Consider the following 25,970-nt stretch of genomic DNA (forward strand, 5'->3'; position numbering starts at 1 on the left):
GTCCCGACACGCCGGGCCTTCCCCGCCAATCTGAACACGAGCGGACGGCGTCAGGTGCGGGCGTGCTCGGCGGGCACCGCGCCGTCGTCCTCGTAGCGCTCCGCCCCGGCCAGCTCGCGGCCGGCGACGTACCCGAAGGTCAGCGCCGGCCCGAGGTTGATCCCTCCGGCCGGGTAGAAGCCGCCCATCACGCTGGCCTGGTCGTTTCCCGCCACGTACAGCCCTTCGACAGCGGAGCCGTCCGCCCGGAGCACCCGCGCCCGCCCGTCTGCCGCGAGACCGGCGAAGGTCCCGAACGAGCCGGGCACCACCTTGACCGCGTAGAACGGGCCCTTCTCGATCGGTGCGAGCGAGGGGTTCGGCCCGACCTTGGGGTCGCCGCCGTACCGGTTGAACTCGGTCTCGCCACGCTCGAATTCAGGGTCCGCCCCGACACGAGCGCCCTCGTTGAACCGCTCGACGGTCTCGCGCAGCCCGGCGGCGTCGATGCCGCACGCCGCGGCGAGCTCCTCGAGGGTCCGCCCGCGCTTGAGGTAGCCCGAGCGCAGGTACGGGAACAGGGGCACGGGAAGCGGCTTGGCCATGCCGAGCGGGTACCTGCGCACAAACCGCGAGTCGGCGATCTGCCACGACTCGACCGCTTCGCCCTCGGGCGTCGCGGCGACGAGCGCGGAGACGTAGTCGTAGTAGCCGTAGGCCTCGTTGACGAACCGCCTGCCGTCCCGGCGCACGCCGATCGATCCGGGCTTGGCGCGGTCCATGATGTGCGGGAAGGTCCCGACCCGGCCGCTGCGGTACGGGACGAGCGAGACGGGGCACCACGCCGCGGGCGACTCGACGTCGGTGACGAACTGCGCCCCGACCGACTCGCCGAGCGTGATCCCGTCGCCGTTGGCCTCCTTCGGCGCGAGCGTCCAGTGCTCGCGCCCGGTGGGCGCCTTGGGGAACAGCGCGGCGCGGCGCTGCACATCGTTCGGGAATCCGCCCGCTGCGAGGACGACGCCGCGCGCGGCCTCGATCTCGTAGCGTCCTTCCGGTCCGCTCACCACGGCGCCGGTGACGCGTCCCGAGCCATCCGTGGTGAGCCGGACGGCGGGCGTCGAGACCCGCACGTCGACGCCGAGGTCAACGGCGCTCTGCAGGAGCCGCCCCACGAGCGCGGTCCCGTTCACGAGGTGCATGCCCCTGCGGTGCACCGCGAGGTCGAGGACGTGCCGCCCCACCCGCCAGGCCGCGTACGCGAGGCCCTGCAGCGAGCCCTGGGACGCCGAGAGGAACCTGGTCAGGTCCGGGCCGGCCATGATGCCCATGCCGAGGAACGAGGTCTCGTAGAGCTGGCCCCGCAGGAGCCTCCGCACGCGGGGCGAGAGGCGGCGGGCGTTGATCGGCGCCGGGCCGACGGAGCGGTGTCCCGTCCCTGCGCCGGGGGTCTTGCCGTAGATGTCCCTGATCCTCGCGCCGGGGGTGAACTGCAGCCGCGTCCTGCCCTCGAAGAAGCCCACCATGTGCGGCACGGCCTCGAGGAACGCGTCGATCCGGGCGGCGTCGTACCGGTCTCCGAGCCGGTGACGGAGGTAGGTGCGGAACTGCTCGGGGTCCTCGTCCACGCCGTCGGCCTTCGCGAGCGGGTTGCCGGGAGTCCAGGCCCAGCCGCCGGACCATGCGGTGGCGCCGCCGCAGACCTCGGCCTTCTCGACCACCACGACGCGCAGTCCGTGGTAGGCGGCCGTCACGGCCGCGGACAGGCCGGCGGCGCCGGAGCCAATGACGAGGACGTCGGTCTGGACGGCCGGGGCGGCAGAGGATGTCGGGGCGGGGGCGGTCATGCGGAGGCTCCGTTCGGTGCGGTGCGGGTGGGGTGGGCGGGACCGGTGGCCCGTTCCCGGACGAGCGCTTCGGCGTGCGCGAGCACGCGGTCGGCGCCCTGCTTCAGGCGGCGTGCCCAGCCGGGGGCGCCGAGGCGCTCGACGTCTCGCGGTGACGGCGCCTCGACGCTCACCGGCAGCGTCGGGGCCATGGCGGCGACGATCTCGGCGAGCGCGAGGCCGCCGTCGCCCGGGACCAGGCGGGCGGCGCGGGACTCGTGGACGAGGCCCGCGCGGTCGCGGGGACGATCGGCGGAGGCGTCGCAGAGCTGGAGCATCGGGACGAGGTCGGCGATGGCCGCGAGCTCCCCGAGTGTGCCGCCGAAGCGGCGGAAGTGCAGGGTGTCCACGACGACCTGGGTGCCAGCGGCCTGGGCGGCCGTCGCGGCCGCGGGCAGCGAGCTGATGCGCTGGTAGGAGATGGGCTCGAGCGTGGGGGTGATGCCGAACTCCCGTCCGTCCTCGGCCATCCGGGCGAGGTTCTCGGCGAACCGGGCAGGCTCGGGATCGGCTCCGGCCACGGTCATGGTCCGGGCGCCGAGGGCGTGCCCAGCCTCGAACATGCGCAGCCAGGCGTCGCGCTGGCCATGGACCCCGCCCGTTCCGTCCATGAGAAGGAATTCGATGTCCACCACGCGGACGCCGGTGGAGCGGACGTTGGCGAGCGTCTGGGCGAGCATCGGCGAGCCGGGCTGCAGGTCGTACGGCCGCTCGGCCGAGGTCACGGGACGGACGCGGGCGCCGATGAAGTCGAACCCCGCCTCGGCGGCGAGGAGGACTAGGTCCGGCGGGGCGGTCCCGAGGAGGGAGAGCTGGGCGAGGCCCACGGGGCGCCGCGGCGCGGACGCGGTCTGGGCGGCGGTCATGCGGATGCTCCTTCGAGGATCGGGGCGGAGGGGGTGGGCGATGCGGCGGGTGCGAGGGCGGCGGCGAGGCGCTGGGCGGCGTCGTACCCGCTCTTGATCGCGCTCGACGCCGTGGGTGGGGTCTGGTCGACGACCGTCCCGGCGAGCACCACCGGAACGCCCGCGCCGAGCCCGAGCGCGGCCTCGCGGCCCTCCGGGTCCACGGCCGCGCCGAGGGGCACCACGCCACGGGAGACCAGGAGGGGCCCGGGTGCCCCGAGCCACCGTTCGCCGTCGGCCCCGACGACGCGGATGCGGCCTTCCGGGGTGCCGGGTGCAACCGCCTCGACGATGCGGGCGTCGAGCACGGTCCGCACGTGCGGGCTGGCCTCGAGCCGCGGGACGGCGAGGATCTTGGCGCGGCGCCCTGATTCCGGGGCGATGGCCTGCTCGGGCCCGACGAGCAGCACGCGCGTGCCGTGGGCCGCGAGGGTGTCCGCCACGGACAGGGCCACCGAGTCGGCGCCCCAGATCGTCACGGCGGCGGGCCAGGCGCCCTCTTCAGGGCGGCGGTGGCCGCCGAGGAGGCCCGGGCGGGCGGCGAGCCAGTCGCGGACGTCGAGCACGCCGCCGTCGGGCGCCCCGGCGCTGCCTCCGGTGACCGGAAAGCCGGGCGCGGGGCGGCCCCCGCCGGTGGCGAGGACGATCCCGTCGGCGCCGAGCGTCCGCGCGAGGCCTGCGAGGTCCCGGACGTCCGCGGCGGCGCCGAGGCGCACCCTCACCCCGAGGCGCGCGAGCTCGGCGCGGTTCCAGTCGAGGTAGCGGTGGAAGTCGGGGGTGGGGCGCATCCCGGCGGCGAGCGCGAACTGGCCGCCGATCTGCTCCCCCGCCTCGAGCAGCGTGACGCGCGCACCGGCCTCGGCGAGCTCGCGGGCGGCGGTCAGGCCCGCGGGCCCGGCGCCGAGGACCACGGTGTGGGGCGGGGCGGGGCTCACGACGGCGCCCGGCCGCCTCGCGTCGTCGGCCGCCACGAGGCGCGGGGCCGGCACGGGAACCCGCGAGCGCCCCACCGCCGGGTTGACGGTGCACGTCACCTGGCCGAGGCCGAGGTTGTCGATGCAGACGTTGCAGGCGATGCAGGGCCGGTACGGCGAGCCGTCCAGGACGCCCCGGACGAAGGCCGGGTCGGCGTGCACCGCACGGCCGAGGGAGACGAAGTCGCACACGCCGTCGGCGAGCACCGCCTCGATGGCCTCGGGCGAGTTGAGCCGCCCCGCGAGGCCGAGGGGCAGGCCGAAGCGGCGGTAGGCGCGGGCGTAGTCGGCGAGGACGCCGGGCCTCCACTCCCCCGGCTGCACGATCCACTCGCCGGCCTCGTAGGAGCCGGCGGAGAGGTCCAGGAAGTCCAGCGCCTCCAGGTCGAGCCGCGAGACGACCTCGAGGGTCTCCTCGGCGCCGAGTCCGTCCGGGACGCCCTCGAGCACGGAGAGGCGGATCCCGACGAGTGCCTGGGGCGCGGCCGCCCGGACGGCCCGGATCACGAGGTTGGCGAAGTGCTCCGGGGCTCCGAACTCGTCGGAGCGGCCGTTGGTGCGGGCGGACATGAATTGGTGGACGAGGTAGCCGTGCCCGCCGTGGATGCTGATGGCGTCGAACCCGGCCGCGACGGCCCGGCGGGCCGCCTGGGCGTAGGCGTCCACGAGCTCGTGGCACTCGCGCGTGCTGAGGGCCCGCGGCAGCTCGCCGCCGGCGACCTCGCAGGCAACCGCGGCGGGCGCGACGGGGGCGAGCCCGCTCACCGCCGACTGGGCGGTGCGTCCGCCATGGTTGATCTCGACGGCGGCGAGCGCGCCCGCTGCGTGGATGGCGCCGGTGAGCTCCCGGAATCCCGGGAGGACGGCGTCGGTGTGCAGGCCGAGCTGGTGGGTGCGGCCCTTGCCGTCGGCGCGCACGTACGTGGCCTCAGTGGTGACGATGGCGAGGCCGGCGCGGGCGCGGTCCACGAGGTAGTCCGTGTACTGGGCGGTCATGCGCCCGTCGGTGGTGCCGTAGTTGCGCTCCATCGGGGAGCTCACGAGCCGGTTGCGGAGGGTGCGCGCCGGGCGGCCGTTGCGGCCGAGGACGAGCGGCTGGGAGGCGTGGTGGGTCATGAGACACCTTCTGGGGTGGCGGCGGGCTGGGCCAGGCGGACCGGGCGGCCGGTGCGGGAGGACTGGTACACGGCGAGGAGGATCGTCAGGGCCGCGGTGGCGTCGCGGCCCGTGACGGCGGGCGCGCGGCCGGCGCCGAGGGCCTCGACGAAGTCGCGGATCTGGGTGGTGTGGTGCGGGATGAGCTGGCCGTTGATCGTGGCCAGGTCCACGTCCGGGCCGATGCCGGCGGGGTGAACGGGCTCGGACTCGATGGTGCGGGCGCGGGCGAGGATGGTCACCCGCCCGTCGGTGCCCTCGGGGAACTCGGTGAGCTCGGCGGTAGCGCCGGTCTCGCCCGTGATGCGGATGCTGACCCCGAGGCTCGGGGCGGCGGCGGTCGTCGCGGAGAGCGTGGCCATCGCCCCGGAGGCGAAGCGGAGCACGGCGGCGGCGGTGTCCTCGACCTCGATCGCGTGCGTGAACGTGCCGAGGTATCCGTGCACCTCGACGACCTCGCCCATGAGCCACTGCAGGAGGTCGAGGTAGTGGATGGCTTGCGTCATCAGCACGCCGCCGCCGTCGGTGGCCCACGTCCCCCGCCAGGCGGCCGCGCTGTAGTACTCCGGCTCCCGGTGCAGCAGCACCGAGGCGTGGCCGAGGATCGGCCGCCCCAGTGTGCCGTCGTCCACCGCGGCGCGGAGGCGCTGCGCGGCCGGCCAGAAGCGGCGCTGGAACAGGACTCCCAGACGCACGCCGGCGGCGTCGCACGCGGCGGCCATCCGCTCGGCGGAGGCGAGGTCGATCGCGATCGGCTTCTCGCAGAGGACGTGCGCCCCCGCCGCCGCGGCGGCGAGGACCACGGCCTCGTGGGTGGGGTGCGGGGTGCACACCGAGACGAGGTCGACGCCGGCGGCCAGGAGCTCCTCCACCGAGCCGAACGCGTGGGCGATCCCCCAGTCTTCGGCGGTCTCCCGGGCGCGGCCCGGGTCGACGTCGCACACGGCCACGACCGTGGCCTCGGGGATCGCGGCGAACGCCTCAAGGTGGTTGCGGCTGATGGCTCCGCAGCCCACGATCCCGACGCGGTAGGGCGCGCTCATGACAGCTCCGTTCCGGCCCGCGCGGCCAGCTCGAGGAAGTGGGCGCGCATGCGGGCGCGGTCTGCGCGGCGGCCGGTGAAGAGCTCGAACGAGTCGGCGGCCTGCGCCACGGCCATCCAGCCGCCGTCGAGCACGCGGCACCCGGCGGCCAGGGCGGCCTTCACGAGCTGGGTCTCGAGGGGGCGGTAGATGACGTCGGCCACCCAGTGCCGCGGCAGGAGCGCGGAGGCGTCGAAGGGGGTGCCCGGATGCCCGACCATGCCGATCGGCGTCGCGTTGACCACGCCGTCGGCCTCCGCGAGGCGGGTGGGCACCTCGTCGAGGCCGACGGCGGCGACCCGCCCCGCGCCGTCGGCCGCGGCTGGGTTCCCGGCGCGGTGCCCGACGAGGCGGGCAGCGAGCTGCTCGGCGCGGGCGGACTCGGCGTCCGCCACGAGGAGGGTCCGGGCGCCGGCGTCGAGGAGCGCGCGGGCGACGGCCGAGCCGGCCCCGCCCGCGCCGACGAGCAGCACCGTGCCGAGGGCCGCGCCGGGCAGGCCCTCCGCGAACCCCGCGCGGAAGCCCGTGTGGTCGGTGTTGCGGCCGGTGAGCCGCGCGGCGGCGCCGGATCCGCCGAGGCGCGGGGCGCGATCGTACGCGTCGATGACGACTGTGTTGACCGCCCCCAGCTCCCGTGCGTCGTCGGAGAGCCCGTCGAGGCCGGCGATGACCGACTGCTTGCACGGGTGCGTCACGTTCAGGCCGGTGTAGCCGAGCCGGGCGGCGTCCCGCGCGAGCTGCCCGGCGTCGTCGGGCGCGAGGCCGAGCGCTTCGAGGTCCAGCGTGCGGTAGGCGTAGCGGAGGCCGTGGGCGGCGGCCTCGCGCTCGTGCAGGAGCGGGCTGAGCGAGCCGGCGACGTTGGCGCCGATGAGGCCGATGAGGTGGCTGGGGGCGGTCATGGTGGTCCTTGTCGGTGGAGGGTCAGTAGGTGGCGCGGCCGCCGGAGAGGTCGTACACGAAGCCGGTGGTGTAGGAGGCGTCCGGGGAGGCGATGTACTCGACGAGCGCCGCGGCCTCCTCGGCCGTGCCGAGCCGGCCCATCGGGATCCGGGCGAGGTCCGCGTCCGTCACCGCGAGGTCCCGGATGAGGGGCGTGGCGACCTTGCCGGGCGCCACCGCGTTCACGGTGACCCCCGAGGCCGCGTACTCCTTGGCCAGGGCCTTGGTGAGGCCCATGATCCCGGCCTTGCTCGCGGAGTAGGCGGCCATTCCCGCCACGCCCTCCTTGCCGGCGGTCGAGGCGAAGTGGATGAGCCGGCCCGAGCCGCTGCGGGCCAGGTGCGGCAGGACGGCCCGGGAGACGAGGAACGCCCCGGTGAGGTTGACCCGCAGCATCCGCTCGAAGGACTCGACGGTCTCCTCGGCCGCCGGGCGGACCTCGCCGATGATCCCTGCGGTGTTGACGACGACGTCGAGCCGCCCGCCGGTCCCGGCGAGGGCCTTGGCGACGCCCGCCTCGACGGACGCCGGATCGGAGACGTCGAGGTCCACGTGGGCCACGCCGGCGTCGGCGCCGTGCCGCGGGGCACCGGGCAGGTCGGCGGCGACCAGGGCGGCCGCGGCAGGGGCGAGACGCTCGACCACCGCACGGCCGATGCCCGACGCTGCCCCGATCACGAGGCACCGGAGCCCCGCCGGAACTGTCTTGCTGCCCGCCATCAGTTCCCCGCCGTTCCCGGGGCCGGGACGGCGAGCGCCTCGGCCGGCTCCGCGCGGCGGGAGCGGCGGCCGAGCTCGTCCTTGGGCACCCGGTACGTCTCGCGGGCCGAGAGCACGGCCAGGGCGGAGACGAGGCAGAAGGCCACCGTCATCCAGCCCACGGGTCCCCAGTTGGCGGAGTCGCCCGCGGTGATCGCGGCGCCGATGGCCGGGGTGAAGCCGGCCACGACGAGACCGAGCATGAGGCTCACAGCCATGCCGGAGTAGCGCGTCCTGGCCGGGAACAGCTCAGGGAAGTAGGCGGGGTAGACGCCGTTGGGCATGGCGTAGAAGATGCCCGTGAGGCCGATCCCGGCGGCGAAGATCAGAGGCCAGCTCCGGGTCGAGAGGGCTCCGAAGAACGCGAAGACCATGACGGCGCTGCCCAGGGCGCCGACGATGAAGACCGGCTTGCGGCCGATCCTGTCTGCCAGGAGTGCGAAGAGAGGCTGCGTGAAGACCGTGACGGCATTGGCCACCGCGATGACCACGAGCATGGTCGGCTTGTCCAGCTTGACCACCGCGGTCGCGTAGGTCAGCGCGAAGACGGTGAAGACGGTCCCGACCATGGTCACGAGGGCGGCGAGGGTCACGCGGACCACGTTGGGGAAGTCGTTGCGGAACAGGTCCACGAGCGGGACCGCGGCAGTCTGGGCGTCCTCCTTGATCTCGGCGAACAGCTCGGGCTCCTCGAGCCGGCGGCGCAGGTAGAGGGCGACGAACGTGACCACGGCGCTGAGCAGGAACGGGATGCGCCAGCCCCAGGACATGAGGACCGGCTGCGGGAGCATGGTGACCGGGATGAACACGATGCTCGAGACCACGATGCCGAACTGGATCCCGCTCATGGTGAAGCTCGTGAAGAAGGCCCGGCGGCCCTCCGGCGCGTGCTCGAGCGTCAGGGAGCTCGAGCCCGGCGACTCTCCGCCGGCGGAGAGCCCCTGGATGAAGCGCAGCGCGATGAGCGCGGCGGGGGCGAGGCCCCCGATGGCGCTGTAGGTGGGGAGGCAGCCGACGAGGAACGTCGAGGCGCCCATGAGCACGAGGGTCAGCAGCAGGACGTTCTTCCGCCCCATCCGGTCGCCGAAGTGGCCCCAGATGACGGCCCCGAGCGGGCGGGCGACGTAGGCGACCCCGAGGGTGGCGAACGAGAGCAGTGTCCCGGCCGCGCCGGCGTCGGGGAAGAACAGTTTGCCGAAGAACAGGGCCGCGGCGGAGCCGAAGATGAAGAAGTCGTAGTACTCGAGCGTGCTGCCCAGGAAACCGGACAGGGCCGCAATCCGCGCGTTCTGGGTGCGCGGCGTGCGGGAGTCGGCGGATGTCGACGCTGACATGGATGCTCCCTTCGGGTGATGCCGCTCACGGGAGGTGGCGGCTCATCCAGCATGGGGGCGCCCATTGTGGCGCGTCCAACACTTAGTTGATCTAGGACTATGTGCGGTCAGCACACAATCCCGAGAGATCACTCCACGGCGGGGGCCGTGGCCTCCTCGGGCCGGGCCTGCGAGCGCGGGCGTCGGAACGTGAGCAGGAATGCGATCACGGCCGCCACGAACAGCAGGCCGGAGACCCAGGTGTTGACCCGGAGCCCGAGGATGAGGTTCGCGTAGTCCGAGCGCATGAGCTCGAAGACGAACCGCCCGGCCGTGTAGACGGCGATGTAGAGGGCGAGCACGCTCCCGGCGCCGAGCCGGACCTTCCGGTCGAGCCAGATGATCACAGCCGCGGTGACCAGGCACCAGATCGATTCGTAGAGGAAGGTGGGCTGGAAGTAGCCGAGGACTACCGGGTTGCCGGCGGCGTCCGTGACGGCACGGCCCGTGGAGAGGTCCATCTGGTGGATCTGCAGGCCCCAGGGAAGGTCGGTCGGGTCGCCGTAGAGCTCGTTGTTGAACCAGTTGCCCCACCGGCCGATCCCCTGGGCAGCGAGCACCCCGGGCGCCACGGCGTCCGCGAACGCCAGGAAGGAGGCACCCGCGCGGCGGCACCCGATCCACACGCCCACGGCGCCGAGTGCCACGGCACCCCAGATGCCCAGCCCGCCGTCCCAGATCGCGAACGCGTTCCAGGGGTTCCTCCCGGGCAGGAAGTACAACTCGGGGTCGGTGATGACGTGGTAGATGCGCCCGCCCACGATCCCGAACGGAATGGCCCACAGGCTGATGTCGATCGCCTCCCCGGCCCGCCCGCCCCGCTGCCGCCACCGGCGTGCCGTGATCCATACGGCGACGGCGATGCCGAGCATGATGCACAGGGCATAGAAGTGGATGGTCAGCGGCCCGAGGGGGAAGCCGCTCACTGTGGGGGAAGGGAAATAGGCCGGAACCGACGCGTTCACGCTCACCGCCGGATCCTACCAATTCCAGATGGCCGGGAACCGGACGCGGGTCACGGCGGGGTGGGCAGCACCTGCTCGGCAACCTCGAGCACGTGCGGCAGCACGCGCGAGGGGTTGGCCGGCGCCCACGCGAGCCCGTGCTGGAGGTAGGGCTGCGGGCCGGAGAGCGGGAGGTACACCGCACCGTGCGGCAGGATGTCGCTCATGCCCTCGCTCACGAGGCTCACGCCCATCCCGGCGGCGACGAACGTGAGGATCATGAACGGGTCGCCGATCGTCTGCACCACGCGCGGCCGGAACCCCGCCGCGACGCAGGCGGCCGTGGCCGTGCGTTCGAGGTCCGAGCCGCCACCGGAGGGCATCATGATGAAGTCCTCGCCGCGCAGCTCGGCGAGGTCGAGCGAGGGCCGGTGGGCGAGGGGGTGGTCCACGGGCACGACGGCGCCGAGTGCCTCCCGCGCGATCAGGCGGGAGGCGAGCGGGGACGGGTCGAGCGGGAGTCCCACGAAGGCCAGGTCGAGCGTTCCCTGCATGAGCTGCGCGACGGCGTCGCCCGTCACCACGCGGCCCTGCAGCGAGAGGACCACGTCCGGGTAGCGGCGGCGCAGCGCCCGGGTGAGCCGCGGGAGGGTGCGGTGGTTGATGGCGCCGGTGAAGCTCATGGTCAGGTGCCCGTAGACCGTCCCCACGGAGGCGTGCGCGGCCTGCCGGGCGACCTCGAGCTCGTCCAGGGCGCGGTAGGCGTGCGGCAGGAGGGAGCGGCCGGCGGGGGTGAGGGCCACGCTGCGCGTGCTGCGGTCGAACAGCGGCACGCCCATGTCCTTCTCGAGCTTGCGGATGGTCTGGCTCAGCGGCGACTGGGCCATGTGCAGCCGCGTGGCCGCCCGCCCGAAGTGCAGCTCCTCGGCCACCGCGACGAACGCCTCGAGCCACCTGATCTCCACGGGCCCATTCAAGCACCTGGCCGGGCAACCCCCGCCCGCCCGCGCCCGGGCGCCTGAGTAGGGTGGACGGGTGACCGCCGCGAAGGACTCCCCCACAGCGCTCCCCACCGAAGGGATCCCGGACCGGGTGCTGATGTCCATCGGCTTCCTGTCCTTCTTCGACCGGTTCGCCACTCCCCCGATGCTCGTGGTCCTCGCCGCCCGGACCGGCATGTCCCTCGCGGAGGCGGTGGGGCTGGTGGCCGCATACTCGCTCCTGTACGCCCTCGGGCAGCCCGTGTGGGGGTTCATCAGCGACCGGTTCGGCCGGGTGGCGGTGCTGCGCACGGCCCTGGCCGGCCTGGCCGTGGCGGCGGTGGCCAGCACGCTGTTCAGCGCGCACGTCCCGCTGCTCGTTGCCCGCTCGGCCGCCGGGCTCATGGCCGGGTGCCTGTACCCGACACTCCTGACCATCATCGGCGACACGCGCACCGGCGTCGCGAAGGCCCGCGGCCTCTCCGAGCTGCAGGTCTACTCGGCCCTCGGCACCACCGGGGCCACCCTCGCCGCGGGCACCATCGCGGCGTACACGGATTGGCGGGTGGTGTTCGGGCTGCCCGCCCTCGGCTGCCTCGCGCTCCTGGTCCTCCTACGCCGGGCGCACGACGGCGGCACGCACCGCCGCGGTCCCGTCGACTTCCGCGCGGCGTTCTCGGGCGCGGCCCTGGGCGTGTACGGGGTGGCCGTGCTCGAGGGCGCGGTGCTCATGGGCGTGCTGACCTACTTCGTGCCGGCCCTGCAGCACGCGGACGTGCCCATCGCCCTCGCCGGAGTGCTCGCCGCCGGCTACGGCGTCGGGGTGATCGCGGGCGCCCGGCTCATGCGCCGGCTCGTGCAGCGCCTCTCGCGCACGCGGCTCATGGGCCTGGGCGGGGCGGTGCTGCTGGCGGGCTATGCGGCGTCGTCGGCCGCGCAGAATCCGGTGGCGATCACCGCCACCGCGGTCCTCGTCGGGGCCTCGAACGCGATCCTGCACTCCTCGGTGCAGGGCTGGGCCACCGAGGTCGCGCCGGCGGCCAGGGCCACGGCGGTGGCCCTGTTCGCGTGCGCGCTGTTCCTCGGCAGCTCGGTGGGCACCTTCCTCACGGCGCCGCTCGCCGGGGCCGGCCAGTACGGGGCGATCTTCCTGCTCGGGCTCGGCGCCACGGCGGTGCTCATCGCGGTGGTGACGGCCGGGCACTCGGCGTGGCAGCGGCGTCGGGCGCGGTAGGGGCGGTCAGGACAAGGCGCCCGTCAGAACATGTCCGGCGAGTCGACCCGCTCCCCGACGGTGATCTGCGGGGCCACGCTGAGATCGGCGCCGACCGTGCCCATGAAGTCCCGCAGCGCCGGATCGCTGAAGAAGCTCTCGAACTCCTGCGCGGATTCCCACTCGTCGTTGATGAGGATGTAGCCCTCTCCCACACCGAACTGGTGGTGGAGGGCGCCGTGCTCCTTGGCACTCGCGGCAATCTTCCGGTACTCCTCAGCATGGTCCTCGAGGGACTTCGTGAAGACGCCTGTGTTCCCGGAAACCTTGACCGCGACGATGACAGACATGGCGATTGACCTCCTGCTAAGTGAGACCGCTGCTCATGGTAGAAAGCGGCGTCGCGGCCCGCAAGGGTGCAGGGCGGCCTTCCCGCGGGCGCCCGGCGGCCCTACCCTGAAACCGTCCACAGAGACCGTCCCCGCTGGGAAGCTGGAGGCTCGTCTGGGGCGGCTTCGAGTTCCAAGGAGCACGCCATGAGCACCAACGCGTCCGTCAACACCGTCACGAGCCTGAACGTGAAGTCCCACGACGACCCCGATGAGAAGCGCCGGCCCGACAAGTCCGAGATCGACCTCGTGACCGTGGGCGACTACACGATCGGGCGCCTCACGTTCGCCCCCGGCTGGCGGTGGTCGGACTGCATCAAGCCGGTCGCGGGTACGGACACCTGCCAGAACACCCACGTGGGCTATTGCATTTCCGGCACCCTCGAGGTGCGCCTCGCAACGGGTGAGAGCGCCACGATCACGGCCGGCAGCTCGTACACGATCCCACCCGGACACGACGCCTGGGTCGTGGGCGAGGAGAAGTTCGTGGGGCTGGAATTCCTCAGCGCCGCGGTCTTCGCGAAGCCGGAGTGAGCCACGCCTTGGGCGCCATTTGACGGCGGGGGCACCGCGCGGAAGCCTTGGCACCATGCGTGCCGAGAAGCTCTTCACCCCCGTCGACATCCGGGGCCTCCATGTCAGGAACCGCCTGTGGGCCTCGCCGATGTGCCAGTACTCGGTCGAGGAATGGGACGGGGTGCCCACCGACTGGCACCTCGCCCACCTCGGCTCCCTCGCGCGCGGCGGCGCGGGCCTGGTGATGACCGAGGCCACCGCCGTCAACCCCGAGGGGCGCATCACCAACTGGGACACGGGCATCTGGAACGACGCCCAGGCGGACGCGTGGCGCCGGATCGTCGGCTTCGTCCACTCGCAGGGGGCCACCGCCGCGATGCAGCTCGCCCACGCGGGCCGCAAGGCCTCGACCTTCCGCGAGTGGAGCGGCAAGGGCAGCCAGCCGATCGAGGACGGCGGCTGGGAGACCGTGGCGCCGTCCGCCGTCGCCTTCGACGGCTACGCCACGCCGCGCGAGCTGGGCGTGGAGGAGATCGCGGGCATCGTCGCCGACTTCGCGGCCGCGGCGCGCCGGGCGCTGGACGCCGGGTTTGATGCGCTGGAGATCCACGGCGCCCATGGCTACCTCGTGCACCAGTTCCTCTCCCCGCTCTCCAACCTGCGCACCGACGAGTACGGCGGCAGCCTCGAGGACCGCGCCCGCATCCTGCTCGAGATCGTCCAGGCCGTGCGGGCAGAGGCGGGCGACGCCGTCCCCCTCCTCGTGCGCCTCTCTGCGACCGACTGGGTGGACGGCGGCTGGAACCTCGAGGACACCATCACGGTGGCCGGCTGGGCGGCCGAGGAGGGCGCCGACTGGTTCGACCTGTCCTCCGGGGGCCTCGTGGCCCGGGCCAGCATCCCGGTCAAGCCCATGTACCAGGTGGGGTTCGCCACGGCCGTCCGCCAGGGCACCGGGATGCCGGTCAACGCCGTCGGCCTCATCACCACCCCGCAGGAGGCCGCGCAGATCGTGGGCAACGACGAGGCCGATGCCGTCATGGTGGCCCGCGAGTTCCTCCGCGATCCCCACTTCGGGCTCCGGGCCGCGCACGAGCTCGGAGTCGAGCTCGACTACTGGCCGCCGCAGTACACCCGCGCGAAGTGGCGCACCGAGGCCTGACCCCGGAACCCGACCGGAGGACCTCCATGCCCCTCGCCCAGCTCGCCGCCGTCGTCGAGTCCCTCCACGCAGCCCTGCCGGGCCGGGTGGAGGCCGACCGCGGGCGGCTTCTGCCGTACACCACCGACCGTTCGGGCCACCGCTCGGCCGGTGCGCCCCTGGCCGCGGTGTACCCGGCCAGTATCGAGGATGTGCAGGCCGTGTGCCGGATCGCGTCTGCGGCCGGGGTGCCGATCGTGAGCCGCGGCGCCGGCACCGGGCTCGCCGGCGGGGCCATCGCCGGCCCGGGAGAGATCGTGCTGTCCCTGAGGGACATGGATCAGATCCTGGAGGTCTCCGAGGAGAACCGGCTCGCCGTCGTCCAGCCCGGCATCCTCAACGGCGACCTCAACCGGGCCCTCGCCGAGCACGGCCTGTGGTGGGCGCCGGACCCGGCGAGCAAGGACATCTCCACCGTGGGCGGGAACATCGCCATGAACGCCGGCGGGCTCCTGTGCGCGAAGTACGGGGTCACGCGGGAGGCGGTGCTCGCCCTGAAGGTCGTCCTGGCCGACGGCCGGCTCATCTCCGTGGGCCACCGCACCGTCAAGGGGGTCACCGGCTACGACCTGTGCGCCCTCATGATCGGCTCCGAGGGGACCCTCGGCATCATCGTCGAATGCACCCTCAAGCTCCAGCCCCTCGTCACCGGGGACGTCGCCACGCTCGGGGCGTTCTTCGCCACGCTCGAGGACGCCGTCGCGGCCGTCACCGAGGTGACCCGGCAGGGGCACGTGCCCGCGATCATGGAGCTCATGGACCGCCGCACGCTCGACTGCGTGCGCCAGCACACCGGCCACGACGTGGCACCGGGCGCCGACGCCTACGTGCTCGTCCAGTGCGACGGCCCCTCCGCCCTCGCCACCGCCGAGCAGATCGCCGCCCTGGCCCGCGGCGCCGGGGCCACCGTCCGGACCACCACCGACCCCGAGGAGTCCGCGCGCCTGGTCGGCTTCCGCCGCAACGCCTTCCCCGCGCTCGAGGCCATGGGCACCATGCTGGTCGAGGACATCGCCGTCCCCCGGGACAAGGTGGGCGAGGCCTTCGCGGCGGTCCGCCGCATCGAGGAGAAGTACCAGGTGATGATCCCGACCACCTGCCATGCCGGGGACGGGAACCTGCACCCCACGTTCGTCTTCACCGGCGAGGACGTCCCCGAGCACGTCTGGGCGGCGGCCGGAGAGATCTTCGCGACCGCCCTGGACCTCGGCGGAACCCTCACCGGCGAGCACGGCATCGGCCTGCTCAAGCGCCGATGGCTCGGCGACGAACTGGGCGAGCAGCAGTACGCCCTCCAGCGCGAGATCAAGCGCGTCTTCGACCCCCACGGCATCCTCAACCCCGGCAAGGTCTTCGCCGAGTAGCCGGCGAAAGGCGACTCCCATGGACGCAGCATCATCTTCACCCCTACATCCCGAGCTCCGGCACTCCGCCCCGGGGCAGCGTGACGCCACCCGCCGGACCCCTGGCTCCGGCGGCCGCGCCCTCGTCCTCCACGGCGGCGGATCGGCGGGCAACGCCTGGGAGATCGGCATCATCGCCGGCCTCTACGAGGGCGGCCTGGACGTGACCGCGGCAGACCTCATCATCGGCACCTCGGCCGGCTCGACCGCGGCGGCCCAGATCACGGCCGCAAGCCCCGCCGAGCTGCTGTCCGCCATCCTCGACGCTGGGCACCAGCCGAGGACCCGGCCAGGCGGCGCCGGAGCAGCGCCCGGGGCGAGGCGGCCGGCCGTGGACCATCTGGAGCGCACGGGCAGGATCATCGCCGCCGCCCACTCGGCGGCGGACATGCGCCGCCGGATGGGGGCGGCCGCGCTGGAGCTGGAGGGCGCCTCGGACCCCTCCGTCCGGGAGCGCTGGCGCGCCGCGGTCGCCGCGCGGCTGCCCCGAGAGGGCTGGCCGGAGCAGGAGGTCCTCATCACGGCCGTGGACGCCCGCACCGGCGAACCGGTCATCTTCGACCGCCACAGCGGCGTCGGCCTCGTGGACGCCGTCGCGGCGAGCTGCTCGAGCGGCGTTCCCTACGCGATCGGGGGCCGGCAGTACATCGACGGCGGCTACCGCCGCAACGAGAACGCCGACCTCGCACTGGGCTGTCGGCGGGTGCTGGTGCTCTCGCCGTTCGGCGGCCGGACCCGCCACCCGCTCGAGTGGGGCATGCAGCTCGCGGAGCAGGTCGCCGAGCTGCGCGCCGCGGGCAGCGAGGTCGAGGCGGTCTTCCCCGATGGCCCTTCACGTGAGGCGTTCGGCGGCAACATGATGGATCTGTCGGCACGGCCACCGGCCGCCCGCGCCGGCCACCGCCAGGGAAAGGCCCTGGCGGAGCAGCTCATCGCCTTCTGGCGCTGAGCGTCGCGGGATGGGGCGCCGTCCCGGCGGGCAAGTCGGCAGGCGCGGGACGCGGCAGCGCCCTGCACCTGCGAACCGAAGGAGTGGATCATGATCGAACGCGGCAGCAACAAGCACGGTGCGGAACTCGACGAGCAGATGAAGCGCGAGGTCGAGGAGGAAGTCAGGGGCGGCCTCCCCTCCGGTGATCAGGACTGGCAGAACCCGGAGCCGTTCCCGGACGACACGGACGATGTGGAGACCCGGGCCGCCGTCGAACGGGCCCTCGGGCCGGATTCCGATCCCGAGGCGCGGGCCGCCCGCGAGTCGGAGTGAGGCGCTGAGGGGCTGATCGGCACACAGCAGGTCCGGCCACGCGGTGACAAGCACTGCGTGGCCGGACCTGTGTTGTGGACCTCTGGTGTACGCCGCCGCTCAGCCCGGCAGCGGCACGTTAGGCGGCTCGTCGTCGCCGCCGTAGGCCTTGTGCTCGAGGTCCTTGGCCTTCTCGTCGCCCTTGTCCGAGGCGATGCCGGTGTCGCGCTGGAACCCGTCGAGGCGCTCCTGGTCGGGCTGGATCTCGTCGGGGTGGACGTCCTCGGGACGGGGGCCCTTCGGCTGCTCTTCGCTCATCATTCCTCTCCCTGTGCCGGTAGTCCGGTGCGGACGCCCTGACTCCTACCCGGCCGCGGGCAGATCAACCGCCACGGGCAGGACGGCGCCGACGCCAGGCAGCCCCCGGCGGAACGCCCCTACCGGCCGCCCTCGATCTTGCGGCTGCGCTGCTGGATCGCCTGCGACCCATACGGGTACACCTCGTGCTCCGGCTCGCTCACGCGCGTGAGCTGGTCGTTCTCCTCCGGGGTCAGGCGGAGGTCCGCGGCCGCGAGGTTGTCGGCGAGCTGCTCGCGGGTGCGGGCGCCGAGGATCACCGACGTGACGGCGGGCTGGTCCGCGACCCAGCGCAGCGCGACCTGGGCGTGGGAGACGCCATGTGCCTGGGCGACCGAGCCGACGGTGTCGATGATGTCCCAGGTCTTCTCGCGCGCGTTGCGCGGCCCCCACGCCTCCATGCCGCGCTGCGGGTTCTCGCCGAGGCGGGTCGCGCCGGTCGGCTCGGTGTCGCGCTGGTACTTGCCGCTGAGCCAGCCCCCGCCCAGGGGAGACCACGGCAGGAGCCCCATGCCGGCGTCGAGCGCAGCGGGCACGATCTCCGCCTCGATCCCGCGCACCAGCAGGCTGTACTGCGGCTGCAGGGTCACGGGCGCGGTCCAGCCGTGCGCCTTGGCTTCGTAGACGGCCTTGGTGAGCTGCCAGCCGAGGAAGTTGGAGAAGCCGTAGTAGCCGATCTTGCCCGCGGCGACGGCGTCGTCGAGGAAGCGCAGCGTCTCCTCGATGGGCGTGTGCGGGTCCCAGGCGTGCATCTGGTACAGGTCGATGTGCTCGACGCCGAGCCGGCGCAGCGACGCGTCGAGGGCGGTGCGCAGGTGACGGCGGGAGGTGCCGAGGTCGTTGGGGCCCTCCCCCATCGGGAAGCGGCCCTTCGTGGCAATCACCATCTGCTCGGCCTTGGCGGGGTTCGCGGCGAGCCAGCGGCCCACGATCTCCTCGGACGTGCCGCGCGTGTAGACGTCGGCGGTGTCGAGGAACGTGCCGCCGGCAGCGGCGTAGTCGTCGAGGATGGCGTGCGACGTCGGCTCGTCGGCTTCCGCTCCGAACGTCATGGTTCCGAGGGCGAACTCCGAGACGATGGCGCCGCTGCGCCCGAGCGTGCGGTACTCCATGGGTGCTCCTTCGAGAAAGGTGACTGGTGGGATCCCTGTCCACCCTAGGGGCGCCTGAGGGTCGCGGGAAGGGCGTTGCCGCCGCTGAGGGTGGGCCTGTGAGAACCCCCCACACCCCCCTTCTGGGAGTGGCCCCGGGGCCGCGGGTCAGCCGGTCACGAGCGGGCCGCGCCGGCCGAGCGCCCACGCGGCGAGGGCCACGAGGCTCAGGGCGGCCCCGGCGAGGCTGACCGCCGTCCAGCCGCCGGCTGACCAGAGGAGCGCTGCGGCGCCCGAGCCGACGGCGCCGCCGATGAAGTTGGACGTGACGTACGCCGTGTTGAGCCGGCTGCGGCCCTCGTGGGACAGCGAGAGCAGGCGGGTCTGGTTGAGCACGTTCTGCCCCTGGATCGCGATGTCGAGGAGGAACACCACGAGCACGAGCATCCACACGGCGGAGCCGGAGAACGCCGCGATGACGAACGAGGCGAGCACGAGCACCCAGGCGACACCGGTGGCGGGCAGGGACCAGCCGCGGTCGTGGAGCCGCCCGGCCCGCTGGGCCGTGACCGCCCCGGCGATCCCGACGAGCCCGAACAGGCCGATCACCGACACCGGGTAGTGGAACGGCGGCCCCGCGAGCAGGAACGTCAGCGAAGTCCAGAACAGCGTGAACACGGCGAAACCGGTGGTGGACAGGATGAGCGTCCACCGCACCGCCCGCTCGCGGACGACGACGGCCCCCACCGAGGCGATCAGCTTCGGGTAGGGGACGCGCGCCTTGGGCTCGAGCGGCGGCAGCGCGCGCCACACGAGCCCGGCGAGGAGCACCATCGCGACGGCGGCCGCGCCGTACACGAGGCGCCAGCCTCCGATCCCGGCGACGAGTCCGCTGACGGCGCGCGAGGCCAGGATCCCGGTGAGGATCCCGGCCACGACGGTCCCGACGACCCGGCCCCGGTGGGCGTCGTCGGCGAGGTCGCCGGCGAGCGGGGTCAGGATCTGCCCGGCGATCGTCGTGACCCCGAGCAGGCACAGCGCCACGAGCAGGAACGGGAAGGACGGCGCGAGGGCGCACGCGACGAGCACCGCGGCCGAGACCAGCATCATCGCGGCGGTGAGCCGCCGGCGGTCCACCACGTCGCCGAGCGGGACGATGAGCAGGATCCCGACCGCGTACCCGATCTGGGTGGCGGTCACGAGCCAGCCGGCGGATGCCGTGGTGGTGTGGAACTCGCTGGCGATGGTCTCGAGCAGGGGCTGGGCCCAGTAGAGGTTGCCCACGGCGGCGCCGGAGGCGAGGGCGAACAGGAGCGTCAGGCCGCGCGTCATGGCGGGCTGGCGCGCGGCGGTCCCGGTCCCGGCGGGCACTACGTCCAGGTCCCGGCGAGGGTCTCGGTCCGGTCCGTGGCCGGCGGCGGGGTCGGGGAGAGCTCGGAGACCTTCCGCCGCAGCTCGGGAGTCATCTCGACCTCGAGCGCGGCGAGGGAGCCCTCGAGCTGCTCGAGGTTCCGTGCGCCGACGATCGGGGCAGTGACGCCCGGGTGGCCCATCGCCCAGGCGACGGCGAGCGCTGCCGGTGCGATCCCGGCGTCGTCCGCGAAGGCCGCGAAGCGCTCCGCGGTGGCCCGGTCGCCCTCGAGGCCGTAGCGCCGGGCGTACCGCTCGTTCTCGACGAGCCGCCCGCCCTCCGGGCGCTGCCCGCCGCGGTACTTGCCGGTGAGCAGGCCGCCGCCGAGGGGGCTGTAGGTGATGACGCCGAGGTTCTCCGCCTGGGCCAGGGGCAGGATCTCGACCTCGGCCTGCCGCTTGACGAGGTTGTACATCGGCTCGATGAGCTCGAACCGGGCGAGCCCCTCGCGGGCCGAGATCCCGAGGGCGGTCGCGATCTGCCAGGCCGCCCAGTTGCTCACGGCCGGGTAGAGGATCTTGCCCTGCTGCTGGAGGTCGTCGAGCGCCCGCAGCGTCTGGTCGATCGGCGTGCGGGGGTCGAAGGCGTGGACGAAGTAGAAGTCGATCCGGTCCGTCCCGAGCCGGGACAGGCTGGCCTCCACGGCCTGCAGGATGTGCCGGCGCGAGAGGCCTCCCGCGTTGGGGTCGTCGCCCGTGGGGAAGAAGACCTTGGAGGTGATGACGATGTCATCGCGCTCGTGGGCCGCGAGCCGGCCGAGGATCTCCTCCGACCGGCCGCCGCTGTAGATGTTGGCCGTGTCGAAGAAGTTGATGCCCAGCTCGCGGGCCCTGCGGTACATCGCTGCCGAGGTCTCCTCGTCGGCCTCCGAGCCGAACGACATCGTGCCGAAGCACAGCGGCGAGACCTGGACGCCCGTGGCGCCCACCGTCCTGTAGTCCATCGAACTCCTTCCGTCGGCCTCTGATGTACCCGGTCCGGGATCAGCCCGAACCAGATTCCCCCTCGCCCCTGCCGACGGCGCACAGCCGGGCCACGGTCTCCCGCAGGTCGGCCGGCGAGGCCGGGCCGGTGCCCCCCGAGTAGGAGGCGTCAGCATGGAGCATGAGCGCGGCGAAGACCAGGCCGACGGCGAGGCGGGCGCGCTGCGGCGCGGCGCGCTCCTCGGCGAGCCGGATCACGCCCTTGCGGGCCCCGGAGGACCACTGGTGCAGGGCGGCCAGGAGGTCCGGCTCGAACCCCATGAGCTCCTTGATCCGCGGGATGTCCCCCTCGGGTCCGCCGGCGATGCCCGAGACGAGCTCGCAGAGGTCGTCCACGAGGGTCCCGTGGCCGGCGAGGAACGCCCGCTCCTGCTCCTCGGAGAGTGCCGTGGCCGGCAGGCCGAGCACCGCGGCCGCCTTCGAGGGGAAGTAGTTGAAGAACGTCCGCTCCGAGATCCCGGCGCCCGCGCAGATGTCCGCGACGGTCACCTGCGCGAGCCCCCGCTCGGCCGCGAGCGCGAACGCTGCGTCGTGGATGGCGCGCCGGGTCAGCTGCTTCTTGCGTTCGCGCAGCGTCCCCGGCCCGTCCTCGACCGCGGCGCCGTGCTCCATCTCGCTCACCCCCGGTGGACCCGGATGGCGCCGGTGTCCGGGCTGGTCGGCGAGCCGGTCTCGGCCGCGGCCAGGGCGGCGTCGGAGCCGAGGTCGTCGGCGGTGCCGGCGGCGTCGGCCTGCTCCTGCAGGGCCGAGCGCTGGCGCAGCGGGGGCACCTTGAAGAACCACGAGAGGATGAACGCGAGGACGATCACGCCGAAGCCGACCCAGTAGATGACCACGGCGGAGCTGTTGAAGCCCGTCATGAACGGCCGCGTGAGCCGCGCGTCGGCGCCCTTGAGGAAGGACGTGTCCGAGGTCGTGGAGGACGAGGAGCTGTTCGAGGACGAGTTCTCCTTGAGCTTGTCGATCAGCGTCGGCGCAACCTTGTCCACGATCGCGCCGCGCTGGCCCTGGTCGGCGTAGTCGACGGCGAGCTTGCCGTTGACCACGGAGGCGCCGGCCTTCTGGGCGGCCGCCTGCAGCGCGGACTGCTCCGCGGCGGGCTTCGCTGCCGCGGCCTGGCTGTCGATGATCCCCTGCGCGGCCGACGCAGGCACCACACCGGCGGCGACCTGCTTCTGGACGGCGGCGGTCACCTGGGCGGTGACGGCCTGGTCGGCTGCGGCCTTGGCGGCCGCCGCGCCCTGGTCGAGGCCGGACTGGACCTGGGCCTGGACGGGGGTGACGATCGGGGACCAGATCTGGTCCATGACGCCCTTGTTGGCCGGGTTCGTCGCGACGGAGGGGGTGAGGGCCGCGTCGAGGGCGGTCGTGAGGTCGCCCTTGTTCTGCATGGCCGTGGCGATGTTGGCCGGCATCAGGGCGAAGAGGATGGAGAGCAGCACGGCCGTGCCCATCGTTCCGCCGATCTGGCGGAAGAACGTGGACGAACTGGTGGCCACGCCCATGTCCCGCGGGGCGACGGAGTTCTGCGAGGCGAGCACGAGGGACTGCATGAGCTGGCCTAGGCCGAGGCCGATCAGGAACATGGCGCCCATGAGGTACCAGAGCGGCTTGTCGATCGACATTTCCGTCAGGACGAGGTAGCCCAGGGCCACGAGGAACGTGCCCGTGATGGGGAAGATGCGGTACTTGCCGGTGCGGGAGACGATCTGGCCCGAGGCGATCGAGGCGATCATGAGGCCGCCGATCATGGGCAGCGTCGCGAAGCCGGACTCGGTGGGCGTCAGGCCCGTGACGAGCTGGAGGTACAGCGGGAGGGTCAGCATGGCACCGAACATCGCGAAGCCCACGAGGAAGCCGAGGACCGTGGCCATCGAGAACGTGCGGGAGTGGAAGAGGCGCAGCGGGATGATCGCGTCCGGGCCCATGGCCCGCTCGATGAGGATGAACGCGATGAGCCCCACGCCGCCGACCACGAAGCACGTGATGGACGCGGTGGATCCCCAGCCCCATTCGCGGCCCTGCTCGGCCACGAGGAGGAGCGGGACGAGGGTGACGACCACGGCGGTGGCGCCCCACCAGTCGATGCGCGGCGCGGCATGCTTGTGAAACTTGGGCAGGTGCAGGAAGGCGAGCACCATGAGCAGCGCGACGACGCCGATCGGGACGTTGATGAGGAACACCCAGCGCCAGCCGGTGATCCAGGCGATCTGGCTCGCGTCGGCGAAGACGCCGCCGATCAGCGGCCCCACCACCGAGGAGACGCCGAAGACGGCGAGGAAGAAGCCCTGGTACTTGGCCCGCTCACGGGGGGCGAGGATGTCGCCCATGATCGCGAGCGGCAGCGACATGAGGGCGCCGGCGCCGATGCCCTGGAAGGCCCGGAACGCGGCGAGCATGATCATCGACGTCGAGAACGAGGACAGGAACGAGCCGAGGATGAACACGACCAGGCCGAAGATGTACAGCGGGCGGCGGCCGAAGATGTCGGAGAGCTTGCCGTAGATCGGCGTTGCGATGGTCGAGGTGATCAGGTAGGCGGTCGTGACCCAGGCCTGCTGGTCCAGGCCGTGGAGGTCGTCGCCGATCGTGCGGATGGCGGTGCCGACCACCGTCTGGTCGAGCGAGGAGAGGAACATGCCGGCCATGAGGGCGTAGATGACCAGCATGATCTGCCGCTGGGTCATCACGGCGCCGGACGGCGCGGCACTCGTCGAGGGGCCTGTCGCTGCTTGAGACATGAGGGGTCCGAATCTTCTCGGGTGGGATGTGGGGAGCCACGCAACTTTGCAGGCTCTGCAAGTTTACACACTCTGCAACAAGCTGCCCACCCCTCGGGCGGCGTGATCCCTACGACTCGTCGATCCGCTTGAGCAGGTCGCCGAGCGCCTCCCGGATCTCCTCGTGGTCGTACTGGGACGCGCGGCTCTCCCCCGAGATCACGGCGCAGCGGTGCACCTTCTTCAGGTCGCTGAAGGGGAACTTGTACCTGGACTTGCTGCCCTCGGGGGCGTCGTCGTCAATCCCGAGGAACCACTGCGAGTACTCGCCCTCGCCGTGCTTGTCGAGGAACGCGCTCAGCTCCTTCGTGGCCGGCGAGTGCTCGCTCCAGTCGTCGCGAGAGTCGCGCACCACCTTGCCCTCGCGCACGAGCGCCTTCGCATGCTCGTAGGCCTTCTTGTTCAGCTTCATGCTGGCTCACCTCTCTGGCGTCCGGCGGACGACGACGGCGCGCCGCCCCTTCCGCAGGGAGGGTTACCCGCGGCGGGGCTACTGAACCGCGGTGACCGGGACACCGTGGAGGGCGCGGGCGAGGACCGCGAGCTCGGGCCGGTCCTCGGCCTCGGCGAGGACGCGCTCCAGGGTCTCGTCATGGAGGGGCCTGGCCTCCAGGTACAGCCCGCGCCCCGCCGGGGTGAGCTCGGTGTAGATCCCGCGGCGGTCGTCGGCGCAGAGGATCCGGGTGAGCAGGCCTCGGTCCTCGAGCCGGGTCACGAGGCGCGTCGTGGCACTCGGGCTGAGGGCCGTGGCGCGCGCGAGCTGCTGCATGCGCATGTGCCAGCCGTCCTGGCGGCTGAGGGCGTCGAGCACGGTGTACTCGACCACCGAGAGCTTGAGGGCCGCGAGGGAGCGCTCGAGCTCCGACTCGATCATCCCGTGCAGCGCGGCGAGGGTGCGCCACCCCTGCGCGCGCACCCCGACGGCGCCGTCGTCGATGCTCATGCGGACCTCCTCGGGGACGGGAATGCGGCCCGGGCTTGCGGGCAAGTCTTTGCGTGTGCAACTATTGCGTCTGCAATCGCAATATCCAGCGTCTGCAACTATCTTGAGTCTAGCAGAGGGGTCATCTGCCATGCCCATGGGGCTTCTTGCGCTGTCGATCGGCGCGTTCGGAATCGGGCTCACCGAGTTCGTGATCATGGGGCTGCTGCCCGAGGTGGCCGCCGACTTCGCCGTCTCGGAGGCGAGCGCCGGCTGGCTCATCTCCGGGTACGCGCTCAGCGTCGTGGTCGGCGCCCTCCTCCTCACCGCGGCCACCACGCGGCTGCCGCGCAAGCGCGTGCTGCTGGGGCTGCTGGTCCTCTTCATCGTGGGCAACGCCCTCTCGGCGGTGGCCGGCGACTACGGCACCATGATGGCCGGGCGCATCATCGCGGCCCTGTGCCACGGGGCGTTCTTCGGCATCGGCTCCGTGGTGGCCACGGGGCTCGTCCCGGCGGCGCGCCAGGCCCGTGCGGTCGCGATCATGTTCACCGGCCTCACCGCCGCCAACGTGCTCGGCGTCCCGTTCGGGACCTTCCTCGGCCAGCAGGCCGGCTGGCGCGCCACCTTCTGGGCCATCTCCGCCATCGGCGTGCTCGCCCTGGTCGGCATCGCCGCGCTTGTCCCGGCCGATTCCCCCACCCAGCAGGCGCCCAGCCTGCGCCGCGAGCTCGCGGCGTTCCGGAACGGCCAGGTGTGGCTGTCCCTGATCGTGACGATCCTGGCCTACGGGGGCATGTTCGGCGCCTTCACCTACATCGCCTACACGCTCACGGACGTCTCGGGCTTCGCGGCGGCCGCCGTGCCATGGCTCCTGGTCCTGTTCGGGGTGGGCCTGTTCGCGGGCAACGCGCTCGGCGGCCGGCTCGCCGACCGCGGGATCGACCGCACCCTCATCGCCTTCATCGCCGCCCTCCTGGCCGTCCTCGTGCTCTTCGCGCTCCTGGCAGCGGATGCGTCCGCCGCCGCCGTCGCCCTCTTCCTGATGGGCGGGTTCGGCTTCGGCACCGTTCCCGGGCTGCAGGCGCGGATCATGCGCTATGCCTCCCACGCGCCGACCCTGGCCTCGGGCGCGAACATCGGGGCGTTCAACGTGGGCAACGCGCTCGGCGCGTGGGCCGGCGGGCTCGGCATCAGCGCCGGGCTCGGCTACACCTCTCCCCTGTGGATCGGGGCACTCATCACGGCGCCGGCGCTCGTGGTCATGGTCGGCGCCGCCCGGGCGGCCCGGCGTCGGACGGTTGGCATGACAGCCCCGAGCCAGCCCGCACCCGACCAGCCCGCCCCCAACCTGCCCGGAGCCGAGGCCGCCCGGGTGGGGTGAGCGCCCGAGGACGCCGCGCCGGGGCCTGCGCCGGAATTCGACCGTCTTTCGGCGGCGCAACGGCCTCCTGGGCGGCGTGTCATGCGGGACACGCCGGGGCG

Annotated in this window: 25 protein-coding genes; 7 read left to right on the forward strand and 18 right to left on the reverse strand. The window is 73.0% G+C overall.

Translation table 11 applies throughout. The features are described from left to right. Nucleotides 1–50: 50 nt before the first annotated feature. From ACYVKZ_RS08865 to ACYVKZ_RS08905, 9 genes are all read right to left on the reverse strand, one after another. On the reverse strand, nucleotides 51–1,826 hold the full coding sequence (locus ACYVKZ_RS08865) for an FAD-dependent oxidoreductase (RefSeq protein ID WP_460991782.1): 1,776 nt from the start codon (nucleotides 1,824–1,826) through the stop codon (nucleotides 51–53). Next, a complete protein-coding gene (locus ACYVKZ_RS08870) occupies nucleotides 1,823–2,731 on the reverse strand; it encodes a sugar phosphate isomerase/epimerase family protein (RefSeq protein ID WP_460991783.1) in 909 nt (302 codons plus the stop codon). Before ACYVKZ_RS08870 ends, ACYVKZ_RS08865 begins: the two co-directional genes overlap by 4 nt. Continuing rightward, nucleotides 2,728–4,860: an FAD-dependent oxidoreductase gene (locus ACYVKZ_RS08875; protein WP_460991784.1), complete on the reverse strand. Its 2,133-nt coding sequence runs from the start codon at nucleotides 4,858–4,860 to the stop codon at nucleotides 2,728–2,730. The genes ACYVKZ_RS08870 and ACYVKZ_RS08875 overlap by 4 nt, the downstream gene beginning before the upstream one ends. After that, on the reverse strand, nucleotides 4,857–5,942 hold the full coding sequence (locus ACYVKZ_RS08880) for a Gfo/Idh/MocA family protein (RefSeq protein WP_460991785.1): 1,086 nt from the start codon (nucleotides 5,940–5,942) through the stop codon (nucleotides 4,857–4,859). The genes ACYVKZ_RS08875 and ACYVKZ_RS08880 overlap by 4 nt, the downstream gene beginning before the upstream one ends. After that, nucleotides 5,939–6,880 (reverse strand): shikimate dehydrogenase, encoded by a 942-nt coding sequence (locus ACYVKZ_RS08885; RefSeq protein ID WP_460991786.1) that lies wholly within the window; start codon nucleotides 6,878–6,880, stop codon nucleotides 5,939–5,941. Before ACYVKZ_RS08885 ends, ACYVKZ_RS08880 begins: the two co-directional genes overlap by 4 nt. A 22-nt stretch (nucleotides 6,881–6,902) precedes the next feature. Beyond that, the gene (locus tag ACYVKZ_RS08890; protein ID WP_460991787.1) at nucleotides 6,903–7,640 is read right to left on the reverse strand and encodes an SDR family NAD(P)-dependent oxidoreductase; all 738 of its coding nucleotides are present in this window, start codon (nucleotides 7,638–7,640) and stop codon (nucleotides 6,903–6,905) included. After that, nucleotides 7,640–9,013, reverse strand: coding sequence for an MFS transporter (locus tag ACYVKZ_RS08895; protein ID WP_460991788.1), 1,374 nt, complete (start codon nucleotides 9,011–9,013; stop codon nucleotides 7,640–7,642). The genes ACYVKZ_RS08890 and ACYVKZ_RS08895 overlap by 1 nt, the downstream gene beginning before the upstream one ends. Before the next feature lie 128 nt (nucleotides 9,014–9,141). Further along, the gene (gene lgt / locus ACYVKZ_RS08900; protein ID WP_460991789.1) at nucleotides 9,142–10,023 is read right to left on the reverse strand and encodes a prolipoprotein diacylglyceryl transferase; all 882 of its coding nucleotides are present in this window, start codon (nucleotides 10,021–10,023) and stop codon (nucleotides 9,142–9,144) included. Nucleotides 10,024–10,067: 44 nt separating this feature from the next. Continuing rightward, nucleotides 10,068–10,961: a LysR family transcriptional regulator gene (locus ACYVKZ_RS08905; protein ID WP_460991790.1), complete on the reverse strand. Its 894-nt coding sequence runs from the start codon at nucleotides 10,959–10,961 to the stop codon at nucleotides 10,068–10,070. A 70-nt stretch (nucleotides 10,962–11,031) separates the two neighbouring features. Here ACYVKZ_RS08905 and ACYVKZ_RS08910 point away from each other — a divergent pair, with 70 nt between their 5' ends. Further along, the gene (locus tag ACYVKZ_RS08910) at nucleotides 11,032–12,210 is read left to right on the forward strand and encodes an MFS transporter (RefSeq protein WP_460991791.1); all 1,179 of its coding nucleotides are present in this window, start codon (nucleotides 11,032–11,034) and stop codon (nucleotides 12,208–12,210) included. A 23-nt stretch (nucleotides 12,211–12,233) separates the two neighbouring features. Here ACYVKZ_RS08910 and ACYVKZ_RS08915 read toward each other — a convergent pair whose 3' ends face one another. Further along, nucleotides 12,234–12,539, reverse strand: coding sequence for a hypothetical protein (locus ACYVKZ_RS08915; RefSeq protein ID WP_460991792.1), 306 nt, complete (start codon nucleotides 12,537–12,539; stop codon nucleotides 12,234–12,236). Nucleotides 12,540–12,725: 186 nt separating this feature from the next. Here ACYVKZ_RS08915 and ACYVKZ_RS08920 point away from each other — a divergent pair, with 186 nt between their 5' ends. From ACYVKZ_RS08920 to ACYVKZ_RS08940, 5 genes are all read left to right on the forward strand, one after another. Next, on the forward strand, nucleotides 12,726–13,112 hold the full coding sequence (locus ACYVKZ_RS08920; RefSeq protein ID WP_460991793.1) for a cupin domain-containing protein: 387 nt from the start codon (nucleotides 12,726–12,728) through the stop codon (nucleotides 13,110–13,112). A gap of 55 nt (nucleotides 13,113–13,167) precedes the next feature. After that, nucleotides 13,168–14,256 (forward strand): NADH:flavin oxidoreductase/NADH oxidase, encoded by a 1,089-nt coding sequence (locus ACYVKZ_RS08925; RefSeq protein WP_460991794.1) that lies wholly within the window; start codon nucleotides 13,168–13,170, stop codon nucleotides 14,254–14,256. Nucleotides 14,257–14,282: 26 nt separating this feature from the next. Beyond that, nucleotides 14,283–15,659, forward strand: a complete 1,377-nt coding sequence (locus ACYVKZ_RS08930) for an FAD-binding oxidoreductase (protein WP_460991795.1) — start codon at nucleotides 14,283–14,285, stop codon at nucleotides 15,657–15,659. 19 nt (nucleotides 15,660–15,678) lie between these two features. After that, nucleotides 15,679–16,647, forward strand: coding sequence for a patatin-like phospholipase family protein (locus tag ACYVKZ_RS08935; RefSeq protein WP_460991796.1), 969 nt, complete (start codon nucleotides 15,679–15,681; stop codon nucleotides 16,645–16,647). A 90-nt stretch (nucleotides 16,648–16,737) separates the two neighbouring features. Next, on the forward strand, nucleotides 16,738–16,962 hold the full coding sequence (locus tag ACYVKZ_RS08940; RefSeq protein WP_460991797.1) for a hypothetical protein: 225 nt from the start codon (nucleotides 16,738–16,740) through the stop codon (nucleotides 16,960–16,962). A gap of 99 nt (nucleotides 16,963–17,061) precedes the next feature. Here the strand turns inward: ACYVKZ_RS08940 and ACYVKZ_RS08945 are convergent, their stop codons facing one another. The 8 genes from ACYVKZ_RS08945 to ACYVKZ_RS08980 form a co-directional block, all read right to left on the reverse strand. Next, entirely contained in the window at nucleotides 17,062–17,259 is a 198-nt protein-coding gene (locus ACYVKZ_RS08945; protein WP_460991798.1) for a hypothetical protein, read from the reverse strand. Between the two features lie 119 nt (nucleotides 17,260–17,378). Further along, nucleotides 17,379–18,410, reverse strand: a complete 1,032-nt coding sequence (locus ACYVKZ_RS08950) for an aldo/keto reductase (RefSeq protein WP_460991799.1) — start codon at nucleotides 18,408–18,410, stop codon at nucleotides 17,379–17,381. 147 nt (nucleotides 18,411–18,557) lie between these two features. Next, a complete protein-coding gene (locus ACYVKZ_RS08955) occupies nucleotides 18,558–19,760 on the reverse strand; it encodes an MFS transporter (RefSeq protein WP_460991800.1) in 1,203 nt (400 codons plus the stop codon). Continuing rightward, nucleotides 19,760–20,743 (reverse strand): aldo/keto reductase, encoded by a 984-nt coding sequence (locus tag ACYVKZ_RS08960; protein WP_460991801.1) that lies wholly within the window; start codon nucleotides 20,741–20,743, stop codon nucleotides 19,760–19,762. The genes ACYVKZ_RS08955 and ACYVKZ_RS08960 overlap by 1 nt, the downstream gene beginning before the upstream one ends. A 40-nt stretch (nucleotides 20,744–20,783) precedes the next feature. Next, a complete protein-coding gene (locus tag ACYVKZ_RS08965; protein ID WP_460991868.1) occupies nucleotides 20,784–21,395 on the reverse strand; it encodes a TetR/AcrR family transcriptional regulator in 612 nt (203 codons plus the stop codon). A gap of 5 nt (nucleotides 21,396–21,400) precedes the next feature. After that, entirely contained in the window at nucleotides 21,401–23,524 is a 2,124-nt protein-coding gene (locus ACYVKZ_RS08970) for an MDR family MFS transporter (protein ID WP_460991802.1), read from the reverse strand. 109 nt (nucleotides 23,525–23,633) lie between these two features. Then, nucleotides 23,634–23,975 (reverse strand): uL4 family ribosomal protein, encoded by a 342-nt coding sequence (locus ACYVKZ_RS08975; RefSeq protein WP_460991803.1) that lies wholly within the window; start codon nucleotides 23,973–23,975, stop codon nucleotides 23,634–23,636. A gap of 78 nt (nucleotides 23,976–24,053) precedes the next feature. Beyond that, on the reverse strand, nucleotides 24,054–24,506 hold the full coding sequence (locus ACYVKZ_RS08980; RefSeq protein ID WP_460991804.1) for a MarR family winged helix-turn-helix transcriptional regulator: 453 nt from the start codon (nucleotides 24,504–24,506) through the stop codon (nucleotides 24,054–24,056). 130 nt (nucleotides 24,507–24,636) lie between these two features. Here ACYVKZ_RS08980 and ACYVKZ_RS08985 point away from each other — a divergent pair, with 130 nt between their 5' ends. After that, nucleotides 24,637–25,869, forward strand: coding sequence for an MFS transporter (locus tag ACYVKZ_RS08985; protein WP_460991805.1), 1,233 nt, complete (start codon nucleotides 24,637–24,639; stop codon nucleotides 25,867–25,869). Nucleotides 25,870–25,970: the final 101 nt, after the last annotated feature.

Source organism: Sinomonas soli (assembly GCF_054782415.1).

Excerpts from the sequence above, each read along its gene's own strand:
- ACYVKZ_RS08975 (WP_460991803.1), bottom strand. The coding sequence starts at position 23,975 with ATGAAGCTGAACAAGAAGGCCTACGAGCATGCGAAGGCGCTCGTGCGC.
- ACYVKZ_RS08870 (WP_460991783.1), bottom strand. The coding sequence starts at position 2,731 with ATGACCGCCGCCCAGACCGCGTCCGCGCCGCGGCGCCCCGTGGGCCTC.
- ACYVKZ_RS08895 (WP_460991788.1), bottom strand. The coding sequence starts at position 9,013 with ATGTCAGCGTCGACATCCGCCGACTCCCGCACGCCGCGCACCCAGAAC.
- ACYVKZ_RS08890 (WP_460991787.1), bottom strand. The coding sequence starts at position 7,640 with ATGGCGGGCAGCAAGACAGTTCCGGCGGGGCTCCGGTGCCTCGTGATC.
- ACYVKZ_RS08865 (WP_460991782.1), bottom strand. The coding sequence starts at position 1,826 with ATGACCGCCCCCGCCCCGACATCCTCTGCCGCCCCGGCCGTCCAGACC.
- ACYVKZ_RS08925 (WP_460991794.1), top strand. The coding sequence starts at position 13,168 with ATGCGTGCCGAGAAGCTCTTCACCCCCGTCGACATCCGGGGCCTCCAT.
- ACYVKZ_RS08965 (WP_460991868.1), bottom strand. The coding sequence starts at position 21,395 with ATGGAGCACGGCGCCGCGGTCGAGGACGGGCCGGGGACGCTGCGCGAA.
- ACYVKZ_RS08945 (WP_460991798.1), bottom strand. The coding sequence starts at position 17,259 with ATGAGCGAAGAGCAGCCGAAGGGCCCCCGTCCCGAGGACGTCCACCCC.
- ACYVKZ_RS08880 (WP_460991785.1), bottom strand. The coding sequence starts at position 5,942 with ATGAGCGCGCCCTACCGCGTCGGGATCGTGGGCTGCGGAGCCATCAGC.
- ACYVKZ_RS08935 (WP_460991796.1), top strand. The coding sequence starts at position 15,679 with ATGGACGCAGCATCATCTTCACCCCTACATCCCGAGCTCCGGCACTCC.
- ACYVKZ_RS08970 (WP_460991802.1), bottom strand. The coding sequence starts at position 23,524 with ATGTCTCAAGCAGCGACAGGCCCCTCGACGAGTGCCGCGCCGTCCGGC.
- ACYVKZ_RS08930 (WP_460991795.1), top strand. The coding sequence starts at position 14,283 with ATGCCCCTCGCCCAGCTCGCCGCCGTCGTCGAGTCCCTCCACGCAGCC.
- ACYVKZ_RS08920 (WP_460991793.1), top strand. The coding sequence starts at position 12,726 with ATGAGCACCAACGCGTCCGTCAACACCGTCACGAGCCTGAACGTGAAG.
- ACYVKZ_RS08875 (WP_460991784.1), bottom strand. The coding sequence starts at position 4,860 with ATGACCCACCACGCCTCCCAGCCGCTCGTCCTCGGCCGCAACGGCCGC.
- ACYVKZ_RS08915 (WP_460991792.1), bottom strand. The coding sequence starts at position 12,539 with ATGTCTGTCATCGTCGCGGTCAAGGTTTCCGGGAACACAGGCGTCTTC.
- ACYVKZ_RS08950 (WP_460991799.1), bottom strand. The coding sequence starts at position 18,410 with ATGGAGTACCGCACGCTCGGGCGCAGCGGCGCCATCGTCTCGGAGTTC.
- ACYVKZ_RS08885 (WP_460991786.1), bottom strand. The coding sequence starts at position 6,880 with ATGACCGCCCCCAGCCACCTCATCGGCCTCATCGGCGCCAACGTCGCC.
- ACYVKZ_RS08960 (WP_460991801.1), bottom strand. The coding sequence starts at position 20,743 with ATGGACTACAGGACGGTGGGCGCCACGGGCGTCCAGGTCTCGCCGCTG.
- ACYVKZ_RS08940 (WP_460991797.1), top strand. The coding sequence starts at position 16,738 with ATGATCGAACGCGGCAGCAACAAGCACGGTGCGGAACTCGACGAGCAG.
- ACYVKZ_RS08985 (WP_460991805.1), top strand. The coding sequence starts at position 24,637 with ATGCCCATGGGGCTTCTTGCGCTGTCGATCGGCGCGTTCGGAATCGGG.
- ACYVKZ_RS08980 (WP_460991804.1), bottom strand. The coding sequence starts at position 24,506 with ATGAGCATCGACGACGGCGCCGTCGGGGTGCGCGCGCAGGGGTGGCGC.